Raw genomic sequence first — 23,034 nt, 5'->3', positions numbered from 1 at the left:
ATGATATACTGAATAAAGTGCGTAAGGAATTCATTAATACCTGTAACACTCCTCATATTATTATATATTTTTTTAGGCTGTTGGCGGGAGGGAATAAAAATGAAGGACAATACAGTGGATATCCAAACGCTTGAAACTATCTTCAATAGTATGGTCCGTGTAATGGATCAGTCTAAGAATGATATTTATATTATAAGTGAACAGAGCCGTAAAAGCTTTGAAGACATGCAAAAAGAGTTAGCGGAAGTCAAAGTAGATATTTCTCAAGTAATAACTGAAGGCGATTATTTGGAAAGTATGACCCGTCATTCTCGAATACGGCTTGCTGATGTATCGAAGAACTTCACGAATTATTCAGAGGCCCAGGTAAGAGAATCTTACGAGGTAGCCAATGATTTACTTGTCAGGCTGTCCATTAATCAGATGGAAGAGAAGCAGTTACGCATTCGTCGGGACGAATTGGATAGGCGCCTGAATGCTTTACTAGAGACGATTGAGCGGGCTAATCATCTTGTCAGTCAAGTGACAACGGTCATTAACTATTTGAATATGGATTTAAAAGATGTTGGAGAAGCGCTTGAAACGGCTAGGCATAAACAGGAGTTTGGTATCCGTATCATTCAGGCTCAAGAAGAAGAACGCAAAAGGATTTCTCGTGATATTCATGACGGTCCCGCGCAAATGTTGGCGAATGTACTCATCCGCTCTGGGTTGATTGAAAAGACGTTTGTTGAAAAAGGGCCAGAACCCGCATTGCATGAACTGGCATCTCTTAAAGAGATGGTCAGAGGCGCGCTTTATGAAGTCCGTCGCATCATTTATGATCTTCGTCCTATGGCGCTTGACGATCTTGGGTTGATTCCAACACTGAAAAAGTATTTATCAACAGTAGAGGAATATGAAAAAGGTGTTGAAATCCACTTTCAAAATAATGGACAAGAGCAACGTTTTAGGAATGAATTTGAAGTGTCAATCTTCCGTCTTGTTCAGGAATCGGTATCAAATGCACTAAAACATGGCAAGTCGAAGGACATTTGGGTGAAAATTGAATGGCTTCGCGATATAATGAATATTATCATCAAGGATAGTGGACGAGGTTTCGATCAAAATGAAGTGAAAGATAAGTCGTTTGGCTTGATTGGGATGCGAGAACGGATAGAATTGTTGAAAGGTGATATGACAATTACTTCAACAATTGGAAGTGGGACAACTATCTATTTCCGGATTCCGCTGCGAGATGAACTGATCGCTGACTAGATATACATTGGAGGAAATGAATATGACGAAAATATTAATTGTAGATGATCACCAATTATTCCGTGAAGGGGTAAAACGTATTCTTGATTTTGAAGATTCTTTTGAGGTCGTTGCCGAAGGAGATGACGGTAGCGAAGTGAAAGGGCTTTATGCGCAATTTGAACCTGACGTCGTTCTTATGGACATTAATATGCCACGCATGAACGGTGTCGAAGCGACGGAAGAGCTTATTAAAGATTTTCCAGACGCTAAGGTGATTATGCTATCGATTCATGATGATGAATCCTACGTGTCACATGCACTTAAAACAGGGGCACTTGGCTATATGTTAAAAGAAATGGATGCGGATGCAATTGTCCAAGCGATTAAAGTTGTCGCATCAGGCGGTTCGTACCTTCACCCGAAAGTGACGCATAATCTTGTTAGCGAATTCCGTCGCTTAAGCGAGCGTGAACATAAGGGATCATTCCAACAAAATGATATCCGACGACCTTTCCATTTACTAACAAAACGCGAGTGTGAAGTGTTGCAACTATTAACAGATGGACAAAGCAACCGGACAATTGGAGAGACGCTGTTCATCTCTGAGAAAACGGTTAAGAACCACGTATCAAGTATTTTACAAAAGATGGCCGTCAATGACCGGACACAAGCGGTTGTTACAGCGATCAAAAATGGCTGGGTTGAAGTGAAGTAATTTAAATAATTTTAATCAATCACGCCTCGGCGTGATTGCGTCCGGATTTTTTTCGAGCTTGGGGCCTACAGGGAGGAATTGCAGTTCATTCCTCCTCGGGGGGAAGGATTGAACTGCATCCTTCCTTGATGCCGCAGTACGCGGCGAACTTAAGTTGCCTTCTAGTACCCTGAAAAATCCGTGACATCCGCCGGAGGCTTTAGCTGAATTCAGCCGGAGCCTTCGGCTAAATTCAGCAAAAAGGGCCTTCCATTTGGGGGAGCCCTTTCATTCTGCGCTTTTCTAAGGAGGAATAAAATGAAGAGAACAGTTATTCTCTTGATGATGTCAATGCTTTTGTTACTAGGTGCGTGCAGTAAAGATGAAGGAAGGGCTTCTAATTCAGGCTCAGTTGACGATGGGGAAACAACAGCTGGATATGGCGCCATCGATCATGGTGTAGATGACAAGCAAGTGGGCTTCAATATGATGGGCGGCTCGATTGAAGAAGCTGCCGGCATACCAACGGAAGAGAAAGAACAAGTTTTGGCTGCATTCAATACGTATATCGATACATTGAATAATCAAGACATAGATGCGCATTTGGCTATACTGTCAAAAAATGCTTATGATATTGAGGAAGAACGTAATTTTATGGAAGAGCAGTTTGGTGAGTACGCTTTACATTATGAAGTATCGAATGTCACAATTGTAAAGTATTCCGATGAGGAAGCCCAAGTATATGCAAATATGAAGATGTTGTATAAACAGCTATCGACTGGCCTGGAAACGAAACCAAGTGGTCGTCAAGTGACTGTGTTTACGAAGGAAGATGGCGGCTGGAAAGTATCATCCGTGCACCATATTCCCGATGGACCAAAAGAATAACTAGCTGTAAGACTTCTAGCGAAAATAGCTGGGGGTCTTTTTTTAATCACTACATCTCTTGATTGAGTTGAAAAAGGCCCTCTCATTTTGAAAGGGCCTTGTCAAACTTAAGGTCAGTCATCGTCGAAATCATCGAAGCCTCCAAAAAAGGAGGGGCTATTTAACAGCCTTTGCTTATTTAAAAACTTTTTTTCAAGAAGTTTACAAAACGCGAGTTGTCGGTGCATGGTTGCACCGGAAATATTAATTTTGACAGAGCGATTATTTTCAAAATAGATGATAGAGCTCATCTTATCAGGCTCTATATCGTCAATCGCACGGTATGATATCCAGGCATTTTGTTCAGAAGCTGGAGACATTGTTGGTAAGAAAATATAGGGCGTACCAAAATCATGCGCTACGATAATTGGTGTCTTATGACGATTTCTGAGTGCAAGTCGGGCGGTATTGATAGAAGTTTGTAAAGAGCCACCATAATAATCACAGGACTTTTTAACAATGTGAATGGGCTTTCTAGGGACATTCAATTCGCCATTGCGCTCAATAACATGAGTTGAGATGGTGTTACCTACTTCGATAGGTTGCAACATAAATGTGTCGAAAGAGACAATGTAATTTGCGCTCAGTTTCTGTCTACTCAAAAAAATACCCCCTAATATTTGTAATATACAAGTATTATTATAAATCAGAAAACGGATATTGCAACACATTTATGATTACTAATGACTATTATTTTTATTGAATCTATTGAACTGCTTAATTTACAAATAAATCCCAAATCAACTGTCGAGGAATTCATGAGAGATCTTCATGAAAAGAAAAAACCTTCACTCGAAATTGATGAGAGAAGGTTTTAACAGTTATCGTCTAGACTCCGGGCGCCAGATGCGACAGGCGCCCTGCGCTTTTGTTATTGCTGGTAATCGAGAGCGGCAGCTCCTAAAGTTTTAGCTGCAAGGAGCATGGCGCTTTCATCGAAATCGAATTTTGGATGATGGTGTGGGTATGGATCCTCAGGTTTGGCGCCTGTGAAGAAAAATGTACCCGGTACTTTTTCAAGGTAATAGGCAAAATCTTCGCCGCCCATTTGTGGTGTCGATTCGACAACAGGGTGAGCCCCTGGGACACTTTCTGCCACTGTTTTCAAAAATTCTGTTTCAGCCGCATGATTGACGACTGCGGGATAGCCGCGTTCAAATTTGAAATCGATTGTACAGTCATTGGCAAGTGCGGTCCCATCAATGACGCGTTTCATCTCAAGTTCCATTAAGTCACGGACCTTGGGATTGAATGATCGGACGGTCCCAGCAAGTTTAGCTGAATCAGCAATGACATTGAATGCATTTTCTGCGACAAACGAGCCGATGGATAATACAGCAGAGTCAATGGGATTGACGCGACGAGCAACCAGCTGTTGTAAATTCATAACGAGCTGTGCACCGATGACAATGGCATCTTTCGTTTGGTGAGGGGCTGCGCCATGACCGCCTGCTCCTTGAATGGTGATAGTGAAGCGATCGGCCGCCGCCATAACAGGGCCTGTCAAATATTCAATCGTTCCTGAGGGTGTCAACGACCAAAGATGAGTGCCGAAAATAACATCCACGCCATCCAGACAGCCCGCCTCAATCATAGAAATAGCACCGCCTGGAGCAAATTCTTCCGCATGTTGGTGGATGAAAACATATTCACCGGTGAGGTCTTCCTGTAATTCGTGAATGGCTTTTGCCAATTGGAGTAATGTCGCAGTATGTCCATCGTGACCGCATGCATGCATGACGCCCGGCACAGTCGATTTGTACGGCACATCTTTTTCGTCCTGAATTGGCAATGCATCGAAATCCGCACGCAATGCAACCGTTTTGCCTGGTCTACCACCTTTGACCCGTGCAACAACTCCATTACCCCCAACGCCCATCTGCACGTCTACGCCGAGATTGGCATAGAAATCATGTATATACTGCGCTGTTTGCTCTTCCTTAAAAGATAATTCGGGATGCATGTGAAGATGACGGCGTATGACAACCATATCCTCAAATGCACTATCTAGTTTTTCAAAAAGTTGCTCTTTCAATGGACTTGCCCCTTTCAGAATGTTGTTTCTACTATTATAGCAAACATTTGATAGGCGGCAATGAACGGTTGAAGAAGGTTAGGATTCATCTCCCCTTGTTTTGCCAATATAGGCTGTGACGGAAGAAGCACCTGTGAAAATATGGGGTGTGCTGTCGACGCCGGCCTCGATATGGCCAGTTAAATGGGCATCATTAAAAGAAGAAGATTTTTTCCACATTTTATAATACGTGTTAGCAGACCACTCTGTTATGACAATATACATATCAGAGTGGAGTGGGCGCAGTAGACGAAACGCGATAAAACCTAGTACTTCATCGAGCGCATTCGCTAGCTTTTTAAAGCGATGCTCAAAAATAGGTCGGCCTTCATCAGTAACAGGAATATGGTTGAATACGAAATAGCCATTGTCATCGAGCGCACCCGAAGAGGCAATGACCTCGTAGTGACGCGGTGTTTGGAAAACGGTCTTGCCAGTTGTTTCATGTAATAGTACAGAGTTATCCCCGGCTTGCATAGCAATCATATTTTCTTGCGGATATTTATCTCTCAAAGTTTCCATAAAGTCAGGTGTTCCAGACGTCATATAAATATTCATAGCCAAAAACCTCCTTTGATTCTTATCTATATATTTTCCCTTATTTCAGAAAGTTAATCAATCAGGTCTTGGCGTAATTGTACCCCAATTTTGAATTGCGCTTGAGCCCTACTTGAAGCAAGTTAAACAAACATTGACGAAATGATGGCAATTCGCAAAAAAAAGGAAGCACAACTTTATGACAAATGGGGCGAAAAGCTATACTTTGTATAGGGAAAAGTCTATATTTGAGTACGGATACGTAACTTAGAAATGCCATTATAAATGAAGGTGGGAATAGATAAAATGACACAATTTAACGACACACTACTTCGCGCTGCACGTGGCGAAAAGATTAACCATACGCCAGTTTGGTACATGAGACAGGCAGGACGTTCGCAGCCTGAGTATTTAGAGATTAAGGAAAAATATTCACTGGAAGAAATTACGCATCAGCCAGAGCTTTGTGCTTATGTGACCAAACTTCCAGTCGACCAATATAACGTTGATGCAGCTATTTTATATAAAGATATCGTAACACCTTTACCAGGACTGGGCATCGATGTGAAAATTAAGGCTGGGATTGGCCCGGTGATCTCGAATCCCATTCGTACTGTTCAAGATGTCCATAATCTTGGTGATTTATCACCAGAAGATGATATTCCATTCGTTCTTGAGACGATTAAAATATTGACGAAGGAACAATTGAATGTTCCACTCATTGGTTTTGCTGGAGCACCGTTCACACTTGCAAGCTATATGATTGAAGGAGGACCTTCGAAAAGCTATAACTTGACGAAATCATTCATGGTATCTGAGCCAGAAGCGTGGTTTGCCTTGATGGACAAACTTGCTGATATGACGATTACGTACGTTACTGCACAAGTAGCCGCAGGTGCAAAAGCGATTCAAATCTTTGATTCTTGGGTAGGTGCTTTGAATGTTGAGGATTACCGTATTTTCATCAAACCAGTGATGACACGTATTTTTACAGAGTTGCGTAAATTGAACGTTCCACTTATTACATTTGGTGTTGGTGCAAGCCACTTGGCGAATGAATGGCATGATCTACCTGTAGATGTCGTGGGTCTTGACTGGCGTTTGTCTATCAAGGAAGCGGGCGAACGTGGCATAACGAAGCCAGTGCAAGGTAATCTGGACCCTTCTATGCTATTGGCAGACTGGAACATTATTGAAGAGCGTGCGAAGGTTATTATTGAGCAAGGTGTGGAGCATGGTAACCATATCTTTAACTTGGGCCACGGCGTGTTCCCAGATGTTAAACCGGCAACATTGAAAAAACTGACTGAATTTATCCATAGTTATAGTGCGCAGTTGCGTAAATAAACTGACGAGGTGAACGTGATGACGAAGAAACAAATGGGACTTTTAGTAATGGCTTATGGGACTCCGAATAAGGAAGAGGATATTGAATCGTATTACACGCATATCCGTCATGGTCGCCCGCCGGCACCGGAACAATTGGAGGACTTACGCAACCGCTATGCAGCAATTGGTGGAATTTCCCCACTTGCCAAAATTACCGAAGACCAAGCCAATGCGCTTTGCAACCGTTTGAATGAAGTGCAGAATGACATTGAATTCAAAGTCTATATTGGATTAAAACATATCGCGCCTTTTATCGAAGATGCAGTCGAAAAAATGCATGCAGATGGTATTAAAGAAGCGGTATCAATCGTATTGGCACCACATTTTTCAACGTTTTCCATCAAGTCGTATAATGGACGTGTACGAGAAGAAGCTGACAAGCATGGAATGACTATTACATCGGTGGAAAGCTGGTACAAGCAGCCGAAGTTTATCGAGTATTGGGCGGGGCAAGTTCGGGGGACATTTGAAGGTATGGGCGAAGAACAACGGGCGACTGCATGCCTGATTGTGTCAGCACATTCATTACCTGAAAAGATTTTAGCGAACGGTGATCCGTATGCTGATCAATTGAATGAGACAGCAGACCTTATTGCGACAGCAGCTGGTGTGAAAAACTACGAAGTTGGCTGGCAAAGTGCGGGCCAGACACCAGAACCTTGGCTTGGGCCAGACGTTCAGGATTTGACTCGTGATTTGCATACGGCAAAAGGGTATTCTACATTCGTTTACACACCAGTTGGTTTCGTTTCCGATCATCTTGAAGTGTTATATGACAATGATTACGAGTGTAAGGTTGTCTGTGATGACATCGGTGCATCCTATTACCGCCCAGCCATGCCGAACGTCAATTCACTATTTGTCGATGCGATGGTGGATGCGGTGTTTGATAAAATGAAGGAAGCCTAATATTATCGATAGAAAGTGATGATGGACTATGATGGAGCAAAATAAAAAAGTCGTCATCGTCGGTGGTGGTATTACAGGCCTCTCGGCGGCATTTTATATGCAAAAAGAAGCACGTGAAAAAGGGCTTGCCCTTGACGTTATTTTAGTTGAAGCATCGAACCGACTCGGCGGTAAGATCCAGACAGTGCGACGTGATGGTTTTGTCATTGAGCGTGGTCCGGATTCATTTTTAATCCGTAAAAAAAGTATGGGCGTTCTAGCGGAGGACCTTGGAATCGAAGGGGAACTCGTGAAAAATGCGACTGGACAGGCCTATGTTTTTGTCAATGGTACGCTGCATCCGATTCCGGGTGGTTCTGTGATGGGGATTCCGACAGAAATAACACCATTTTTGAAGACAGGGCTATTCTCATGGACAGGGAAAATACGTGCAGCGGGAGATTTCATTCTCCCGCGATCCGACGCGAAAGGCGACCAGTCATTAGGGGGCTTCTTCCGTAGACGTTTTGGGAGGGAAGTCGTCGAAAACTTGATTGAACCGCTATTGTCTGGTGTTTACGCAGGAGATATCGACCAAATGAGTTTGCAATCGACGTTTCCGCAGTTTTACGAAGTGGAGAAAAAGCATCGAAGTCTTATTTTAGGAATGAAAAAGACGACACCTAAGCAATTACCGCAGAAGAATAGTCACAGCGCAAAGAAGGAAGGCGTCTTCCATACATTCCGTAATGGGCTGGAGACGCTAGTAGAAGCTATTGAACAACAGCTCGAGCCGGGATCTGTCATGAAGGGCGTCCGAACAGAGGCGATTGAGTCTTTAGGGGATCAAACGATTGTTGAGTTGAATGATGGACGGAAAATTGAAGCAGATGCGGTTATTTTGACGACGGGTCACGAAATGGCAAGTCGCTTGTTTGTACCTCATGGTCTGCTACAAGACTTGGGACAAATTCCTACAACGTCTGTTGCCACGATTACGTTAGCGTTTCCTGAAGCTGCCGTTGTGCAAGATAAAGAAGGAACGGGTTTTCTTGTTTCGAGAAGTAGTGATTATTCGATTACAGCATGTACCTGGTTACATCGCAAATGGCCTACAACGACTCCGGCAGGAAAAGTACTGATTCGTGCATTTGTTGGGCGCGTGGGCGACGAGGCAATTGTTGATTTGCCAGATGCTGAAATTGAAAAAATTGTTCTCGCAGATTTGGGTAAAATCATGACCATAACAGGCAAGCCGGATTTCACAGTAGTAACTCGTTGGAAAAAAGATCGACCGCAGTATCGGGTTGGTCACAAACAACGTATTGAGGCAGCGCGCCTGGAATTGCAGGCGAAGTTTCCACGCGTGAAACTAGCGGGTGCTTCTTATAATGGTGTCGGCTTACCTGATTGTATCGATCAAGGTAGGGCGGCAGTGCAAGAGATTTTGGATGAACTATTTTGATTGAATAAAAAACAGCCGTGGGGATGATTTCCACGGCTGTTTTATTTGAATTCGGCAGATAATTCTCACCTTTAAAAGTAACGCGTGTTTGCGGTTTTATTTCCTGTTCAGTGGATGTTCAAACTCTCACTGAACCCAAATAAAGAGGAAGGCAACCTAGGTACGCCATGTCCTGTAGCAACAAGGAAGGATGCAGTTCAATCCTTCCCCCTTGTAGGCCCCAAGCTCGAAAAGTTCCGGACGCAATCACGCCGAGGTGTCATTGATATGCTTATAAAATATTACAAGAGTCGCATTTGTTGCCGTAGCACTCGTGCTGTTCTTCGATTTCTTTGCCACAAGTGATGCAAACTTTAGCAGGCAAGTTTTTGAAAAACTCGATGACGTTTTCGATCATAGCGTATTCACCTCTTCCAAGTTGTAATAGTACTAAATTTTAAAAAAACGTTGTAGTAGTACAGTGGTTGCAAAAAAAATTACACTATATTGCAAGAGTCGCATTTGTTGCCGTAGCATTCATGCTGTTCTTCGATGTCATTTCCACAAGACGTACAAACTTTGGCAGGTAGGTTTTTGAAAAACTCGATGACGTTGTCGATCATGATTCATTCTCCCCTTTCAATTTGTACTAGTACTAAATTTGTTATTAGTAGTGTATTATAACAGTGAATCAAATGTCAACACATTTCTCCACTTTTCAGATAAAATAAATGAGAGTCTATTTGAGTAAGGAGCGATTTACATGTATTTCATTGATAACAAAGGGATTACTGACCCGCGCATTAACCTCGCAATTGAGGAGTATGCGCTGAAAAATATGGACATTGAGAAAGAATCATTTTTACTGTTCTATATTAATGAACCATCGATCATTATCGGAAAAAATCAAAACACGATTGAGGAGATCGATACAGATTATGTGGATGTTAACGGTATCCATGTTGTTCGTCGTCTATCTGGTGGCGGCGCTGTGTATCATGACCACGGCAATTTGAATTTCAGTTTTATTACAAAAGACGATGGAGACTCATTCCGTAACTTTAAAAAGTTCACAGAGCCGGTTGTTCAAGCACTTGCTGAAATGGGGGTGAAGGCGGAACTTCTTGGGCGTAATGATATTTTGGTTGAGGGGCGCAAGATTTCAGGGAATGCACAGTTTTCAACGAATGGTCGTATGTTTAGCCACGGTACGCTGTTGTTTGACACGGAAATGGAGCGGGTTGTTTCCGCCCTGAAAGTACGGAAAGATAAAATTGAATCGAAAGGCATTAAGTCGATCCGCAGTCGTGTAGCTAATATTTCGGAATTCCTTGAAGAGCCGATGACGATCGAACAGTTTCGCATGAACGTATTGACCTCGATTTTTGGTGGTGAGGAAAATATCCAGTACATGGAGCTGACGGATGACGATTGGACAAACATTCGTGCGTTATCGAAAGAACGCTATGCAAACTGGGATTGGAACTATGGGAAATCACCCAAATTCAACATGCAGCATTCGCATCGATTCCCAGTGGGCGGAATTGACGTTCGACTGGATGTCAATAAAGGCATCATCGAAGACGTGAACATTTTCGGCGATTTCTTTGGTGTTGGTGAAGTTTCCGTCATTGAAGACAGCTTGAAGGGTGTTCAGTATGACAGACAGTCCATGAGCGAAGCCCTTACCGTGATTGATATTCCGGCATATCTTGGTGGTATTACGAAAGAAGAGTTTCTGCAATTAATTTATTGATGAATAACGGGGCCTGACTATGTGTCAGGCTTCTTTTTTGTGGATTAATTGCCTCACGTGCCAAGAGAGCCGCCTCGCGTAGAGAAGTATCCCTACATAACAATAGGTCCTCACTGCGCGACAATGATTTCTAGGTTATACTAAAAATAACTGTTAAGGAGGATTGAACAGATGGAAAATCACCGTATTTTTATTGTTGAAGATGACCGGAAAATTGCACAGCTATTAGCAGAAACACTTAGGAAATACCAATATGATGTTGCGATTGTTGAAGATTTTGAACAGGTAACAGAGGAGTGCCTGGCATTTGAGCCACATCTTATTTTGCTCGATATCAATTTGCCTTCTTATGACGGCTATTATTGGTGCCGTCAACTTCGCCAACATACCACCTGTCCTATCTTATTCATCTCCGCGCGATCTGGTGACATGGACCAAGTATTTGCGTTGGAAAATGGTGGCGATGATTTCATTACGAAACCTTTTCATTACGAAATCGTCCTTGCAAAAATAAGAAGTCATTTACGTAGAACGTTTGGTGAATATGCACCGAACCAATCTGAACGTACGGTGAAGGCTGGAGTGCTCAATTTATACATCGAACGAATGGAATTGCAGGTTCGCAACAATGTTGTACCCCTGCAAAAAAAAGAATGTGTCATCTTAGAGCTACTCATCGACGCAACACCAAAAGTAGTGTCACGTGAAAAGCTATTGGAAGAGCTATGGGATGATCAATCCTTTGTTGATGAAAATACATTAAACGTTAATATGACCCGCGTGCGAAAAAAGCTGGCTGAATACGGCATTCAATCATCCATTGAAACGGTGCGTGGAGCGGGGTATCGTTTCTTATTGGCGCCAGAGGAATCATGAAAAAGTTTACGCTATTCGTAAAGGAGCATCTATCGTTTCTCCTTTTCCAAATACTACTCGTGCTGTTCATTCTACTGTTATATTGGCTAGATGGCTTCCGAAACTTTAACACAGCTGTTTACTCCATTAGTATGAGCATGCTGTTGACAGCGGGCTATTTGGTCGGCAAATTTATCATGAGGCGGTCTTTTTACGCAGCCATCACACGCAAGCCAGATAAGATGGAAGATGCGCTCATACGCCATGCGCAGGCACCAGAACATCGACAAACAACGGACTTCACACGCGACCTTTATAAACTGTATCAAAACGAAGTACAGCTGTTATATGCCTCTCAACACCGGCAGCTCCATTTTATGAACCAATGGGTGCACCAGATGAAAACACCGATTTCTGTCATAGGACTGTTGTTACAGGAGCAAGATGACTTGGACCGCGATAGCATCAAAGAAGAAATTGACAAATTGAGACGCGGGCTCGATTCTGTCCTCGTTAATGCACGCTTGGAAACATTTGAACAGGATATGCACATTGAGCAAGTTGTACTGAAAAAGGTTGTGCAGGAAATTGTTACAGAACATAAGCGGCTGTTCATCATCAATGGTGTATTCCCAGTCATTTCAATTGATGCAAAATTTACGGTTGCGACAGATATGAAGTGGTTGAAAATCGTCATTGGGCAGTTTATAACCAATGCGGTGAAATATACTTTTGAGCAAGGCAAAAAAGTCCATTTAACCGCGACTAGTACAGAGCAGGGCATACAACTAATGATTCGAGATGAAGGAATCGGCATACCCTCGTCGGACTTGAACCGCGTGACAAAAGCTTTCTTTACAGGCGAAAATGGTCGACTGACAGGTGAATCGACGGGGATGGGACTCTATATCGCATCGGAAGTATGTAATAGATTGGGGCATCCATTAACGATTGAATCGGAACTTGGGACGGGCACAACAGTGATTGTCCTCTTTAATTCAATTAAGCAGGGGGAGTTCGCCCCTGCTTAATTGAATTAAGAGGCCTCCGGCGGATGTCACAAATTTTGAAGGGAGTTAAAGGAAGGCAGTCTAAGTACGCGACGTCCTGATTATGTGCCTTAATTTCTGCAAAAACCACAGAAATACGGCAAATCGAACCCTTCGCAGTTCGATTCGCAATTACGCCAATGCGTAATTGATAAAAAATGGAAAGGCGGGGCAAGCGGATGACACGGAACACAATCGTGGAATTGACGGAAGTGACGAAAATCTATGAAGGAAAAGTGATGCACCGCGCATTGAACCGCCTCGATTTTGAAGTGGAGGAAGGCGAATTTGTTGCGGTCATGGGGCCTTCTGGCAGTGGGAAAACAACGTTGTTGAACTTAATTTCAACGATTACTGTACCAACCTATGGGCGCTTGATGATTAATGGCATTGAACCCGAAACACTCGGACAAAATGAGTTAGCGTTATTCAGAAGACGAAATCTTGGTTTTGTCTTTCAAGATATTAACCTTCTGCAAATGCTGACGGTAGAAGAGAATCTTGTATTGCCTTTAACCCTCGATGGGATTTCCGTATCGGAAATGGAAAGACGTATTGCGGAATTTGCCAAACGCCTCGATTTGTCGGATATTTTGAACCGTCGACCTGATGAGTTATCGGGTGGGCAAGCACAGCGAACGGCGATTGGGCGCGCTCTCATCCATAGGCCAAAAATTATTCTGGCGGATGAGCCGACGGGAAATCTAGATTCAAAATCAGCCCGAGATGTCCTTGAACTGCTCAGTCAAATTAATAAAACTGAGAAAAAAACAGTGATTATGGTGACACATGATCCGATTGCTGCCAGTTATTGTGACCGTGTGTTATTCATTAAGGATGGCGAATTTTTCAATGAAATCTATAAAGATGAAAGGCGTCAGACGTTTTTCCAACGTATTTTAAACGTCCTGTCGCTGCTCGGGGGAAATGTACATGACCTTTCGTCAGTTCGCTTACCGTAACGTCGTTCGCAATCGACGCATCTATGCCGCTTTTTTCATGGCAAGTGTCTTTTCGGTCATGGTGTTTTTCTTGTATTCGATGTTACTGTTCCATCCATCCATTGAAAATCGATTCATCCAAGAAATTGCCATCACAGGTATGGGTGCAGCAGAAATTATTTTATATATTTTTACAGTGTTTTTCTTGTTTTATTCGATGCGGGCATTTTTGCAGGCGAGGTCCAAAGAATTCGGTATTTTACTCCATTTAGGCATGGCCAAACGCCAGCTGAATCGACTTATTTTTACTGAAACGATGTTTATTGGTATGATGTCTATCGCTGCTGGAACGTTTCTCGGCTTTATGTTTTCAAAGTTTTTCTTTATGATTGTCCGAGAAATTGTCCTGTTGCCTGCTTTACCACTCTATGTTTCTTGGCAACCATTTGCCTTGACTATTGGTGCTTTTATGAGCTTATTTATTATTATTTCATTTGTCGCTCCGGTGTTTATTCGAACGGGGGAAGTGGCAGATCTCATACAAGGGGAAGCGGGGAATCAAGGTGCATATGGCTATTCGAGAAGTCGTGGTTATCTAGGGTTGCTGTTTCTAGGGGTGGCGTATGTGATGGCGGCGAGTACGACTAATTCAGTGGTCATTGGCTTGCTATTTTTCTTGCCACCTTTAGCGACAATTGGTACTTTTTACTTTTTCTCAGACTCCTTACCGTTGTTGTTACACCAGATTCGTAAGCGGAAGCGCTTATACTGGCATCACTTTTGGTTGCTGTCGATATCAGAGGGTGTTGTCCGGTTACGTGAAAATGCACGTATGTTTTTCATCGTGACGATGGTGTCGACCATCGCATTTATGTCAGTTGGCCTATTGGCATCGTTGACATCATTCGCTTCTCAGTACCGTGAAATGCATCCGCTAGGCCTTATTTATAAAAGTAAACAAGACAATGAGCTTGAACGACAGCATATCGCGCAGTTGGTTAATGAACTTAACACCGATAAAATCGATTATTCTCTTATTCGATTCCAAGTACTGGAGCAAACATCATCATTCACTGGAAAACCAGTTGCCATATTGAAGCTATCAAATGTTAATATGTTGGCCTTGTCATTTGGTTACCCAGCAGTGGAGTTACTAGAGGGAGAGGCGCAATTCCTTCCGCCTTCTATGTCCGCCTATGACCAGCTGAACAGCCGAAAAGTGAGGACATTACTGGAAGAAAGCAAAGTGATGGTGAATATTGATGGGGCCTATCCGTATCATTTGTTTTCATCATATTCCATTGCGACAAACGCTATTGTGTTGAATGATACAGATTATGATAAGGTGTTCGACACAGCGTTTACAAAAGGTTTATCTTCTTTTAATTATTATGCTTTTAACGTGCCGGATTGGCAGGAGACAAAGGATATCGGGCTATCGATTGATACGACAGATACAGAATCATTTCTTGCAGGGACAGCCGTAAAGTTGCCATATTCCTTCGTCAACCCTGGTTTGAACTATTCAGTCATTCGAACGACGTTTTCATTGCTATTGTTCATTGGATTACTACTGGCCGCAGTTTTCTTCTTGGCAGCTGGCAGCTTTATTTATTTTAGATTATATACTTCACTTGAGCGTGATCGAAAACAGTTCGATGTGCTCCGACGTATGGGTATTACAGACCGGGAATTTAAAAAGATCGTCAATCGCCAATTAATTCCCCAGTTCTTCTTCCCGTGGGGTGTGGCGTTTGTCCATAGCTCTTTTGCATTTCTATCATTGCAAGTGATTTGGGACGCACTTGCAGAAATTTCTATTGTAAAAGAACTTGTACTTGTCTTGGCAGGCTTTACATTGATGCAAATCATCTATTTTTATTTAATACGTTGGCGCTACCTTGCGCATATTAAAGCACCGGGGTGACAGCTGATTGTATATTGATCATATTCACCAGTCTTATAGAACAGCGAAAACCCCTCACAACTTTTTGTAAGGGGTTTTGTTTAATCAATTACGCCGGAGGCTTCGCTTTCAGTACAAAAACTTGTGCTGCACCAAATTAAACTTTAAAGGTACTTATTACTTCTTGTAAATCTTGGGCCATGGAACTCAAAGCTATTGTTGAAGCTGATATTTCCTCCATTGAGGCATTTTGTTCTTCAACTGAAGCAGCCACGTTCTGTGTATTTCCAGCAGATTGTTCAGCGATTGAAGCTACACCTTCCATGGTATCTACCATATTTTTCGAGCTTGAATTAACTTGCTCAATAATAGCAGAAACCTCCTGTGCTTCCGCAGTTACTTGTTCAATAGCCACTAATATGTCTTTGAAGACCTCACCTGTTTGATGAACCATATGAATACCTTGCTCAACAACGGATGAACCAAGATTCATAGATTGAACGGCATTCTCCGCTTCAGTTTGGATTTCTAGAATAAGATTACGGATTTGACCCGCGGCTTGTCCAGACCCCTCGGCCAACTTTCTAACTTCATCGGCAACGACTGAAAACCCTCGACCATGCTCCCCGGCCCGCGCAGCTTCAATTGCGGCATTTAAAGCTAAGAGATTCGTTTGATCAGCAATCTGCGTAATCAATTCAACGATTTGGCCAATTTCCCCTGATTTTTCACCTAGGGCGTTAATAACCTCTCTCGATTCGCTTACGGACTGTTGCACAAGATTTATTTGTTCAACGGTCTGAGTAACAACAGTATTTCCAGCGGTTGCTTTTTCGCTCGTAGTAGTCGTTAAATCTGCGACGGATTGTATAGAAAATGCAGCCTGATTCATACCACTTGAAATATCTGTAATTGCTTGAGAAGCTCCTCTTGCATGGGAGACTTGCGTTTCTGAACCTAAAGCCACCTCTTGAATGGCAATTGAGATCTGCTCAGTTGCTTTACCGGTCTGTTCGGCACCGGCGGAAAGCTGTTCGGATGTTGCCGCTACTTGTTCGGCATCTAAGCTAACTTGTTGGATCAATTGACGAAGATTCGTTTTCATGTTGTTAAAGGATTTTGCAAGATTCCCAAGTTCATCACGATTTTTTACTTTGATATCCTCTTGGGTCAAATCACCTGACGCGATTTCCTCTGAAGCTTTTTCTATTAATAATAATGGTTTTGTAATCATTCGGGTAATGAGTACGCCTATTAAAATCGCCAAAATAATAGCAATTACACTTAAGGTGAGAACTGTCGAAGTAACGGAACTAACCAATTCAGAGCTAGCAATACTTTCTTCCTTCATAAGTTCCGCTTGTTCTAGGGCTATTTGAATTGAGATATCGCGTATTTCCCTCGCCAAAGGCATTGCTACCGCAAAAGAGTGTCTTTCAGCTTTTTCTGGACTAGACTCCATCAAGCTTATAACTTTATCTGCTTCCTGTTTAAACTTTTCATTCATTGTTTTCAGCTGTGTAAGTGTATCCTTGAGTTCTGGTCGATTCGCTAACTTGTGGGCAGCTTCAATGTGCTCATTAAGGTCAGCAATCACTTTTGATAGCGCTTCTGGTGTACCAACTTCCTGCAATAGCACACCCCGCAAGTTACTGATTTCTCGGGAAGTAATTGTCTCCATTTTCAGTGCATGCGATTCAATAACCGCACGCCGATCGACTAAATCAGAAAAAGATTTATCTACCTTCTGTATATTGTAATAGGATATAGTGCTGATGATTCCAAGAATAACTGCAACACTTAAGAATCCACCTAACAATTTCTTGCCAATTGTAAAATTCATCCATTATGACCCCTTTTCCAGTTTTATTCATCCCACTTCTTGTATTCTATCTACACAATTAATGCTAAAACTACTGTCTAAAGATTGTCCTAAAGTTAGCCTGCCGATAAAACTTCAAAAGTCAACGTTGTTTCAAACCCCTCTACTTTCCTTATTGAATACCCCTGTCCAATAGCGATCAATACCTTTCCGTAGTAATATAAGGCGTGACAAATATAGTCACTTATAACTAATAACTGATATTAACATGTGTAATGGGTACTAATTAAAATTACCTACTGATTTATTTCAATAGTAAAGAGAATTTAGTAAACAATCAACAAATCACATCGAAAAAAAGTGTGTTTTCGACAAAATAAGACAAAAGTAATTGGAGATGAATCACCCATGTTCGACGTATTTTGAACAGTGGGAAGAAAGTAATGAGGCTGTATTTAGTTTTAATCTTATGGACTAGCTGAAATAAAGTGAGAGAAAAATTGCGCTTTCCAGCGAGAAGGATGCTTCCAACCAATTTTTCAATGGGGCATCCAGTTTCCATGCACCCTATTTTTATCAATGAAAAATAAAAGGATTATCAAGTAAGTCGCTGGATTGCGACTAATTTGATAACCCCTGTTCAATATAAATGTCTAATTGCGTTGCTAGTTACCAGCGATTTCGACGGTAGACTCCGCCGCAACAGCCTTGATTACGGCGATTAGAGTTCGATTGACTTTGGGTGCGGCAAGTGCATCGATTCCGATCTGTTCGTCTTGGATTGCGTGACGTGCATCGGTTAGCGTTCGATTGTCCTACAACGCGGCAAGAACAACGATTTGAATTTGCCGGACGAGAAGTCTGCGGTCTCCTACTTGTGCGGCGTCGGTTGCATTCATTGCATCGGCAGCGATTTGAACGCCCTCGGTTACTAGTGGGTTCCTGAAAAAGGAAATCTCCTAGCCCCGAACGTCTGGCATTGTCAACTGCTCGGTATATATTGTCCATAGAGAAATTAGACATATCCTAACCCCCTTTCTTTTTTGTGAAGAGCAAATTCCTCCCCTTCTATAAGGTACGTGGCTGTCCAAAACGAAGTAGGGACAATCGTTTACTCGTTGCCAATAAATTATACGGTGACAACCATCTCTCGTTATTCATACGAATAAGGTAAATGGAAAAAGGATGGTGCATATGCCAATCCCTGAATATCAGCTCTTTATTCACCCTTCAGATAGAAATGAACTGCGAAAAGATATTTGGCAAGATGATCCAGTGGCTGCCAAACTGACGATTAACAAAAAGAAATATGCCATCGACTTAGCTTATCGCGGTTCGCATATCCGTGATTTACCGAAGAAATCGTATCATGTCAGTTTTTACAAGCCAACCACATATCGACAGGCAAAAGAAGTTCATTGGAATGCGGAATTTAAAGATCCGTCATTAATTCGAAACAAATTGTCATTTGACTTTTTTAATGAAATCGGTTGTTTGTCCCCAAACTCGCGTTTCGTTTTTTTGAAAATGAATGGCAAGAATGAGGGCCTTTATTTGGAGTTAGAGTCAGTCGATGAATATTTCCTAACGAATCGAAATTTACCAAAAGGAGCAATTTTCTACGCGGTTGATGGAGACGCCAACTTTTCATTAATGAGTGATCTTGATAAAAAAGTGAAGGAATCGCTTGGTCTTGGCTATGAAAAAAAGTATGGTACAGAGCAGGATGAAATGTATTTGCAGGAACTGATCCTTGGCATTAATACAATTCCAAGGGATGAATTTGAAACTGAAATCGTTAAGTACGTCAATATTGACAAGTATCTTCGTTGGCTTGCTGGGGTAGTTTTTACCCAAAACTTTGATGGTTTTGTCCATAACTATGCCTTGTACCGTAATGGAGAGACTGGCTTATTTGAAGTGATTCCGTGGGATTATGACGCGACATGGGGGAGAGATGTCGAGGGAGAGATGATGCGCGAAGACTATCTGAGAATCCAAGGATTTAACACACTTACTGCGCGGATTCTTGATGTGAAGACGTTTCGCAATCACTATAAAAAAATGCTAGAAGATATTTTAAATAACAAATTTACCGTTGACTATTTAAAGCCTAAAATTGAAGAATTGCATGCGCTTATTAGACCTTATATTGAAAAAGACCCGTATGAAAAGGACAATCTGCATATATTTGATCAAGAGCCAGCGTTTATCTGTGCGTATATTGAAGCGCGGGGGGAGTATGTTCGAAGTCAATTGGATACATTAGAGTAGTTTAAACCCCTTTCCATGGCGGAGAGGGGTGTTTGATTTAATAAGCAAGAATTTGTTTTGTAAAAGAAATGAAATCATCTAAGTGATGTTCAATGATTTTTTCCAAAATCTTAGCGTTAATAGCTTGATAATCATGGACGGCGATATTGCGGAAACCTACCATTGACTTCATATTAGTGACAGTTTCTTCTGTAATTACATTATTTGTGTGAAGCAGTTCGAAGGCTTCTCTACTTTTTTGGGGTAAGCCGAACTTCTTTTCGGCTGATACATGCATAGCAAGGTAAATACATGCTTCACAAGCACGTTGAATATTCAATACGATGGAGTCCTGTTTAGTGAAATCTGTTAAATTATTTGGATCCCCAGCGTATACATCTTTTATTCTAGTATGGCATCTTTCAATAACCGTGATTTTATTTAGAATGACATCATTTTCCATAAACTGACCCCGTTTCAATTATTTTATCAATAATGGGTTGCCGTTCTTCGTTTAGCCGGGCGTACATGCTGTATGTGCGCATATGCAATTCCATTCGTAAGTTGTCGTTTTTGGAATAAATGACTTCACCGGTCGAAAATATTTGCGCTGCAAAAACAGTAGATGCCTCTTGTAAATCAATCAGGTCAACTTCAATACCAATGATGTCTGCTAATTGCTGGGCAAACATGAATAATTCATAGGCAGAAAAGGATTGATCCTCGCGATAGAAAGCCACGTCAATATCGCTGTCACTGTGAGTCGTACCTTTTGCATACGAGCCAAAAATGATAATAAAAGCGGGATCTAATTTTTCTGTAATAAATGTACGAACCTGTTGGAAGATTTTATCATGCAAAAAAATCACGCCATTACGTGGTCTTCTTAGTATACCAAAATGATCGGGTGAATTGTCTGGTACCGTGCGACTTTCAAGCAAGTTTACCCAAAATAATAATTAGCAATGTCATTCATAAATTCTACCTCAAGCTCGCCTTTCTTTTTCACAAGGATATAAGTTGAGACAGTTGGTAGTTCAAACAGGTCGAAATATGGTTGCATCAGTCTGCCTTCAATTAATTCGCGTCGCACAATGGAATGTGGCAGAAAAGAGACGCCGAGTCCTTCCTGAATGAAGCGTTTTGCGATATGCGCTTGTGTCACTTTCATCGTTCGAATGCCGGAGATATGTTTGTTAAGCGTAAACAGTAAGTCGTCCCAAAAGACGGGATGATGGTGTGTCAATAAATAATTCATCCGTAGTACATCAGGAACGTCAATGGGCGGACCACTTTCCTCATCGTATTTGTCGGTTGGCATGATGAATAAAGTGGGGTCCTCATACATATGAATCGATTCAATATTTTTATATTTGCTATCTAGCGCAGAGATGCCGAGGTGGACATCTCCATTGTCAACAAGTTGTTCGATAGCTTCAGATTCTTCGATGCGGATGGAGATTTCGATGTCTTTGTGACGATCGATGAATGTCCGCAAAAAATAAGGTAAAATCGTCTCGGCCATTAACGGTGAAATGGCAATGGTCCAGTTCCGGCGATAACCTTGCGAAAATGCATGCATTCGATTGACACTAGATTCGATATCGTTAGTGAGTCGTACTGCTTCTGGATAAAAAACTTTACCAGCATCCGTCAAAGTGACACGGTTGTTCATGCGGTCAAACAGCTTGGTACCCAACTGTTCCTCCAGTAGTCGAATATGGACGGTGACACTTGGTTGGGACAACATCAATTTCTCGGAAGCTTTCCGGAAATTTAATGTTTCAGCAGCAATCGCAAACGTTTTTAGCCATTGATAATCGATAAGGCAGCACCTCTTTGATTAATAATAGTAATCGAATCGATAAAAAACATTCAATTTCTATAATCATACCTCCACTTTATACTAATGAAAAGAAGGGGGAATGGTTATGTTTCAAAGAGGGTTGAAAGATGTGGTCGCTGTGCATACGAAAATTGCGTCTGTTGATGGAGAAAAGGGGGAATTGCGCTATCGGGGTGTTTTAGTGGGCGATCTCATATCGTCTCATTCATTTGAAGAAGTAGCCTACTTCCTGTGGCATGGTTGTCTCCCAAGAGAAGATGAGCAAAGAGAATTGAATGAAAAAATGATGGTAGGAAGAGTACTCCCACCACATATTGTCGCCATTATTGATGCGTTACCTCGTGATATGCCATTGATGGATGCCATGCGGACGGCAGTTTCTGGCTATGCCTCCACAAGTTTTAACGAGCAACCAGTCAAGGACCAAGCAATCATTTTGACGGCCGCTCTTCCGGTCATCATCGCGCGCCATTACCGAAATCAGCAGGGGAAACCGATAGTGGAAGCCAATCCAGCTTTAGCTCACACAGCGAATTATTTATGGATGCTGACAGGCATTATTCCGAATGAAGTGCAGGTTGAGGCACTCGAAACCTATTTAAAATTGACGATGGAGCATGGTTTGAACGCTTCCACATTTGCAGCACGCGTCACTATTTCGACCGAATCAGATGTCACATCAGCAGTTACGTCAGCTATTGGTACAATGAAGGGTCCATTACACGGAGGCGCCCCCTCGGCTGTCATTGAATTATTGGAAGAAATCAAAGCACCAGAAAATATCTGTCCAGTTATTGAAAAGAAAATGAAGAGTGGTAAACGAATTATGGGATTCGGTCACAGAATTTATAAAACAGAAGATCCTCGGTCGATTGTATTGAGGGATACCTGTACTCATATGGCAGGGAAGGACGGCTGGTTAGATTTAGCAACAGCCGCCGAAAAAGAAATCATCACTTTATTGGACATTTACAAGCCAGGGAGGAAACTGTATACGAATGTCGAATATTATGCCGCTGCCATTATGCGCTCTATCAATATGCCACCTGAACTTTTTACACCGACATTTAGCGTGGCAAGAATTGTCGGCTGGACGGCACATGCGATAGAACAGTCGAGTGACAACACCATTTTTCGCCCACAGTCTGTGTATACAGGGGAATGGATTGATTGAAGGTGGCCCATTCCATAAAAACACTCCGGCTATATTGCGCAGCCGGAGTTATTTTAGAATAAAGGAAAACTTCTACGAGTGTCGAAATTAGTAGACATAGAAGAAATACGAGGAGGCACTAGAACAGCATATAAAAAACTATAAAAATAGTTAAAAGTCTATTGATAGCATGCCTATTTTTCCGTGCAAAGGGTAAAGGATTTGTACGGAGGTGATGTTGATGAAACGATATCGTATATG

The 23,034-nt window shown here is 42.0% G+C and carries 23 protein-coding genes; 13 read left to right on the top strand and 10 right to left on the bottom strand.

The window, feature by feature from the left end; genetic code table 11:
• Positions 1-99 precede the first annotated feature (99 nt).
• The 3 genes from R2B72_RS16625 to R2B72_RS16615 all read left to right on the top strand — a co-directional run bounded on the left by R2B72_RS16625 (position 100) and on the right by R2B72_RS16615 (position 2,821).
• Positions 100-1,257: a sensor histidine kinase gene (locus R2B72_RS16625; protein WP_318617927.1), complete on the top strand. Its 1,158-nt coding sequence runs from the start codon at positions 100-102 to the stop codon at positions 1,255-1,257.
• A gap of 22 nt (positions 1,258-1,279) precedes the next feature.
• Positions 1,280-1,954 carry a response regulator transcription factor gene (locus R2B72_RS16620; RefSeq protein WP_318617926.1) on the top strand — a complete coding sequence of 225 codons (675 nt, stop codon included), beginning with the start codon at positions 1,280-1,282 and terminating at the stop codon, positions 1,952-1,954.
• Positions 1,955-2,251: 297 nt separating this feature from the next.
• Positions 2,252-2,821 (top strand): nuclear transport factor 2 family protein, encoded by a 570-nt coding sequence (locus R2B72_RS16615; RefSeq protein ID WP_318617925.1) that lies wholly within the window; start codon positions 2,252-2,254, stop codon positions 2,819-2,821.
• A gap of 113 nt (positions 2,822-2,934) precedes the next feature.
• Here the strand turns inward: R2B72_RS16615 and R2B72_RS16610 are convergent, their stop codons facing one another.
• The 3 genes from R2B72_RS16610 to R2B72_RS16600 form a co-directional block, all read right to left on the bottom strand.
• Positions 2,935-3,462, bottom strand: coding sequence for a competence protein ComK (locus R2B72_RS16610; RefSeq protein ID WP_318617924.1), 528 nt, complete (start codon positions 3,460-3,462; stop codon positions 2,935-2,937).
• Between the two features lie 269 nt (positions 3,463-3,731).
• Positions 3,732-4,895, bottom strand: a complete 1,164-nt coding sequence (locus tag R2B72_RS16605) for a M20 family metallopeptidase (protein WP_318617923.1) — start codon at positions 4,893-4,895, stop codon at positions 3,732-3,734.
• Positions 4,896-4,973: 78 nt separating this feature from the next.
• Positions 4,974-5,492, bottom strand: a complete 519-nt coding sequence (locus tag R2B72_RS16600; RefSeq protein ID WP_318617922.1) for an antibiotic biosynthesis monooxygenase — start codon at positions 5,490-5,492, stop codon at positions 4,974-4,976.
• Positions 5,493-5,777: 285 nt separating this feature from the next.
• On the opposite strand from R2B72_RS16600, the gene hemE reads away from it, so the two are divergent.
• Genes hemE through hemY form a run of 3 tightly spaced genes read left to right on the top strand, consistent with a single transcriptional unit; the run spans position 5,778 to position 9,213 of the window.
• A complete protein-coding gene (gene hemE, locus R2B72_RS16595; protein WP_318617920.1) occupies positions 5,778-6,818 on the top strand; it encodes a uroporphyrinogen decarboxylase in 1,041 nt (346 codons plus the stop codon).
• Positions 6,819-6,836: 18 nt separating this feature from the next.
• Positions 6,837-7,769: a ferrochelatase gene (gene hemH, locus R2B72_RS16590; protein ID WP_318617919.1), complete on the top strand. Its 933-nt coding sequence runs from the start codon at positions 6,837-6,839 to the stop codon at positions 7,767-7,769.
• Between the two features lie 28 nt (positions 7,770-7,797).
• Complete coding sequence (gene hemY / locus R2B72_RS16585; RefSeq protein ID WP_318617917.1) at positions 7,798-9,213, top strand: protoporphyrinogen oxidase; 1,416 nt, start codon at positions 7,798-7,800, stop codon at positions 9,211-9,213.
• A 271-nt stretch (positions 9,214-9,484) separates the two neighbouring features.
• Here the strand turns inward: hemY and yhfH (R2B72_RS16580) are convergent, their stop codons facing one another.
• A complete protein-coding gene (gene yhfH / locus R2B72_RS16580; protein WP_318617916.1) occupies positions 9,485-9,610 on the bottom strand; it encodes a protein YhfH in 126 nt (41 codons plus the stop codon).
• A 79-nt stretch (positions 9,611-9,689) separates the two neighbouring features.
• On the bottom strand, positions 9,690-9,815 hold the full coding sequence (gene yhfH / locus R2B72_RS16575) for a protein YhfH (protein ID WP_318617915.1): 126 nt from the start codon (positions 9,813-9,815) through the stop codon (positions 9,690-9,692).
• A 140-nt stretch (positions 9,816-9,955) separates the two neighbouring features.
• On the opposite strand from yhfH (R2B72_RS16575), the gene R2B72_RS16570 reads away from it, so the two are divergent.
• From R2B72_RS16570 to R2B72_RS16550, 5 genes are all read left to right on the top strand, one after another.
• Positions 9,956-10,948 (top strand): lipoate--protein ligase, encoded by a 993-nt coding sequence (locus R2B72_RS16570; RefSeq protein WP_318617914.1) that lies wholly within the window; start codon positions 9,956-9,958, stop codon positions 10,946-10,948.
• Between the two features lie 171 nt (positions 10,949-11,119).
• On the top strand, positions 11,120-11,824 hold the full coding sequence (locus R2B72_RS16565) for a response regulator transcription factor (protein ID WP_318617912.1): 705 nt from the start codon (positions 11,120-11,122) through the stop codon (positions 11,822-11,824).
• Positions 11,821-12,834: a sensor histidine kinase gene (locus tag R2B72_RS16560; RefSeq protein ID WP_318617911.1), complete on the top strand. Its 1,014-nt coding sequence runs from the start codon at positions 11,821-11,823 to the stop codon at positions 12,832-12,834. Before R2B72_RS16565 ends, R2B72_RS16560 begins: the two co-directional genes overlap by 4 nt.
• A gap of 197 nt (positions 12,835-13,031) precedes the next feature.
• The gene (locus tag R2B72_RS16555) at positions 13,032-13,814 is read left to right on the top strand and encodes an ABC transporter ATP-binding protein (RefSeq protein WP_318617910.1); all 783 of its coding nucleotides are present in this window, start codon (positions 13,032-13,034) and stop codon (positions 13,812-13,814) included.
• Positions 13,786-15,720, top strand: a complete 1,935-nt coding sequence (locus R2B72_RS16550; RefSeq protein ID WP_318617909.1) for an ABC transporter permease — start codon at positions 13,786-13,788, stop codon at positions 15,718-15,720. The genes R2B72_RS16555 and R2B72_RS16550 overlap by 29 nt, the downstream gene beginning before the upstream one ends.
• Before the next feature lie 136 nt (positions 15,721-15,856).
• Here the strand turns inward: R2B72_RS16550 and R2B72_RS16545 are convergent, their stop codons facing one another.
• Positions 15,857-17,542, bottom strand: a complete 1,686-nt coding sequence (locus R2B72_RS16545; protein WP_318617908.1) for a methyl-accepting chemotaxis protein — start codon at positions 17,540-17,542, stop codon at positions 15,857-15,859.
• A 648-nt stretch (positions 17,543-18,190) separates the two neighbouring features.
• Positions 18,191-18,529, bottom strand: coding sequence for a CotG/ExsB N-terminal domain-containing protein (locus R2B72_RS18715; RefSeq protein WP_412177873.1), 339 nt, complete (start codon positions 18,527-18,529; stop codon positions 18,191-18,193).
• Between the two features lie 177 nt (positions 18,530-18,706).
• Here R2B72_RS18715 and R2B72_RS16540 point away from each other — a divergent pair, with 177 nt between their 5' ends.
• A complete protein-coding gene (locus R2B72_RS16540; RefSeq protein WP_318617906.1) occupies positions 18,707-19,795 on the top strand; it encodes a CotH kinase family protein in 1,089 nt (362 codons plus the stop codon).
• A gap of 37 nt (positions 19,796-19,832) precedes the next feature.
• Here R2B72_RS16540 and hepT read toward each other — a convergent pair whose 3' ends face one another.
• The 3 genes from hepT to R2B72_RS16525 form a co-directional block, all read right to left on the bottom strand.
• On the bottom strand, positions 19,833-20,237 hold the full coding sequence (gene hepT, locus R2B72_RS16535; RefSeq protein ID WP_318617905.1) for a type VII toxin-antitoxin system HepT family RNase toxin: 405 nt from the start codon (positions 20,235-20,237) through the stop codon (positions 19,833-19,835).
• A complete protein-coding gene (gene mntA, locus R2B72_RS16530; protein WP_318617904.1) occupies positions 20,227-20,643 on the bottom strand; it encodes a type VII toxin-antitoxin system MntA family adenylyltransferase antitoxin in 417 nt (138 codons plus the stop codon). The genes hepT and mntA overlap by 11 nt, the downstream gene beginning before the upstream one ends.
• Positions 20,644-20,717: 74 nt before the next feature.
• A complete protein-coding gene (locus R2B72_RS16525) occupies positions 20,718-21,599 on the bottom strand; it encodes a LysR family transcriptional regulator (protein ID WP_318617940.1) in 882 nt (293 codons plus the stop codon).
• 106 nt (positions 21,600-21,705) lie between these two features.
• On the opposite strand from R2B72_RS16525, the gene R2B72_RS16520 reads away from it, so the two are divergent.
• A complete protein-coding gene (locus R2B72_RS16520) occupies positions 21,706-22,794 on the top strand; it encodes a citrate synthase/methylcitrate synthase (RefSeq protein ID WP_318617903.1) in 1,089 nt (362 codons plus the stop codon).
• Positions 22,795-23,034: the final 240 nt, after the last annotated feature.

The organism is Sporosarcina sp. YIM B06819 (assembly GCF_033485175.1).
Lineage (GTDB): Bacteria > Bacillota > Bacilli > Bacillales_A > Planococcaceae > Sporosarcina.
Note: the sequence above shows the minus strand (reverse complement) of the source record. Positions and strands in the feature narration are given on the sequence as shown.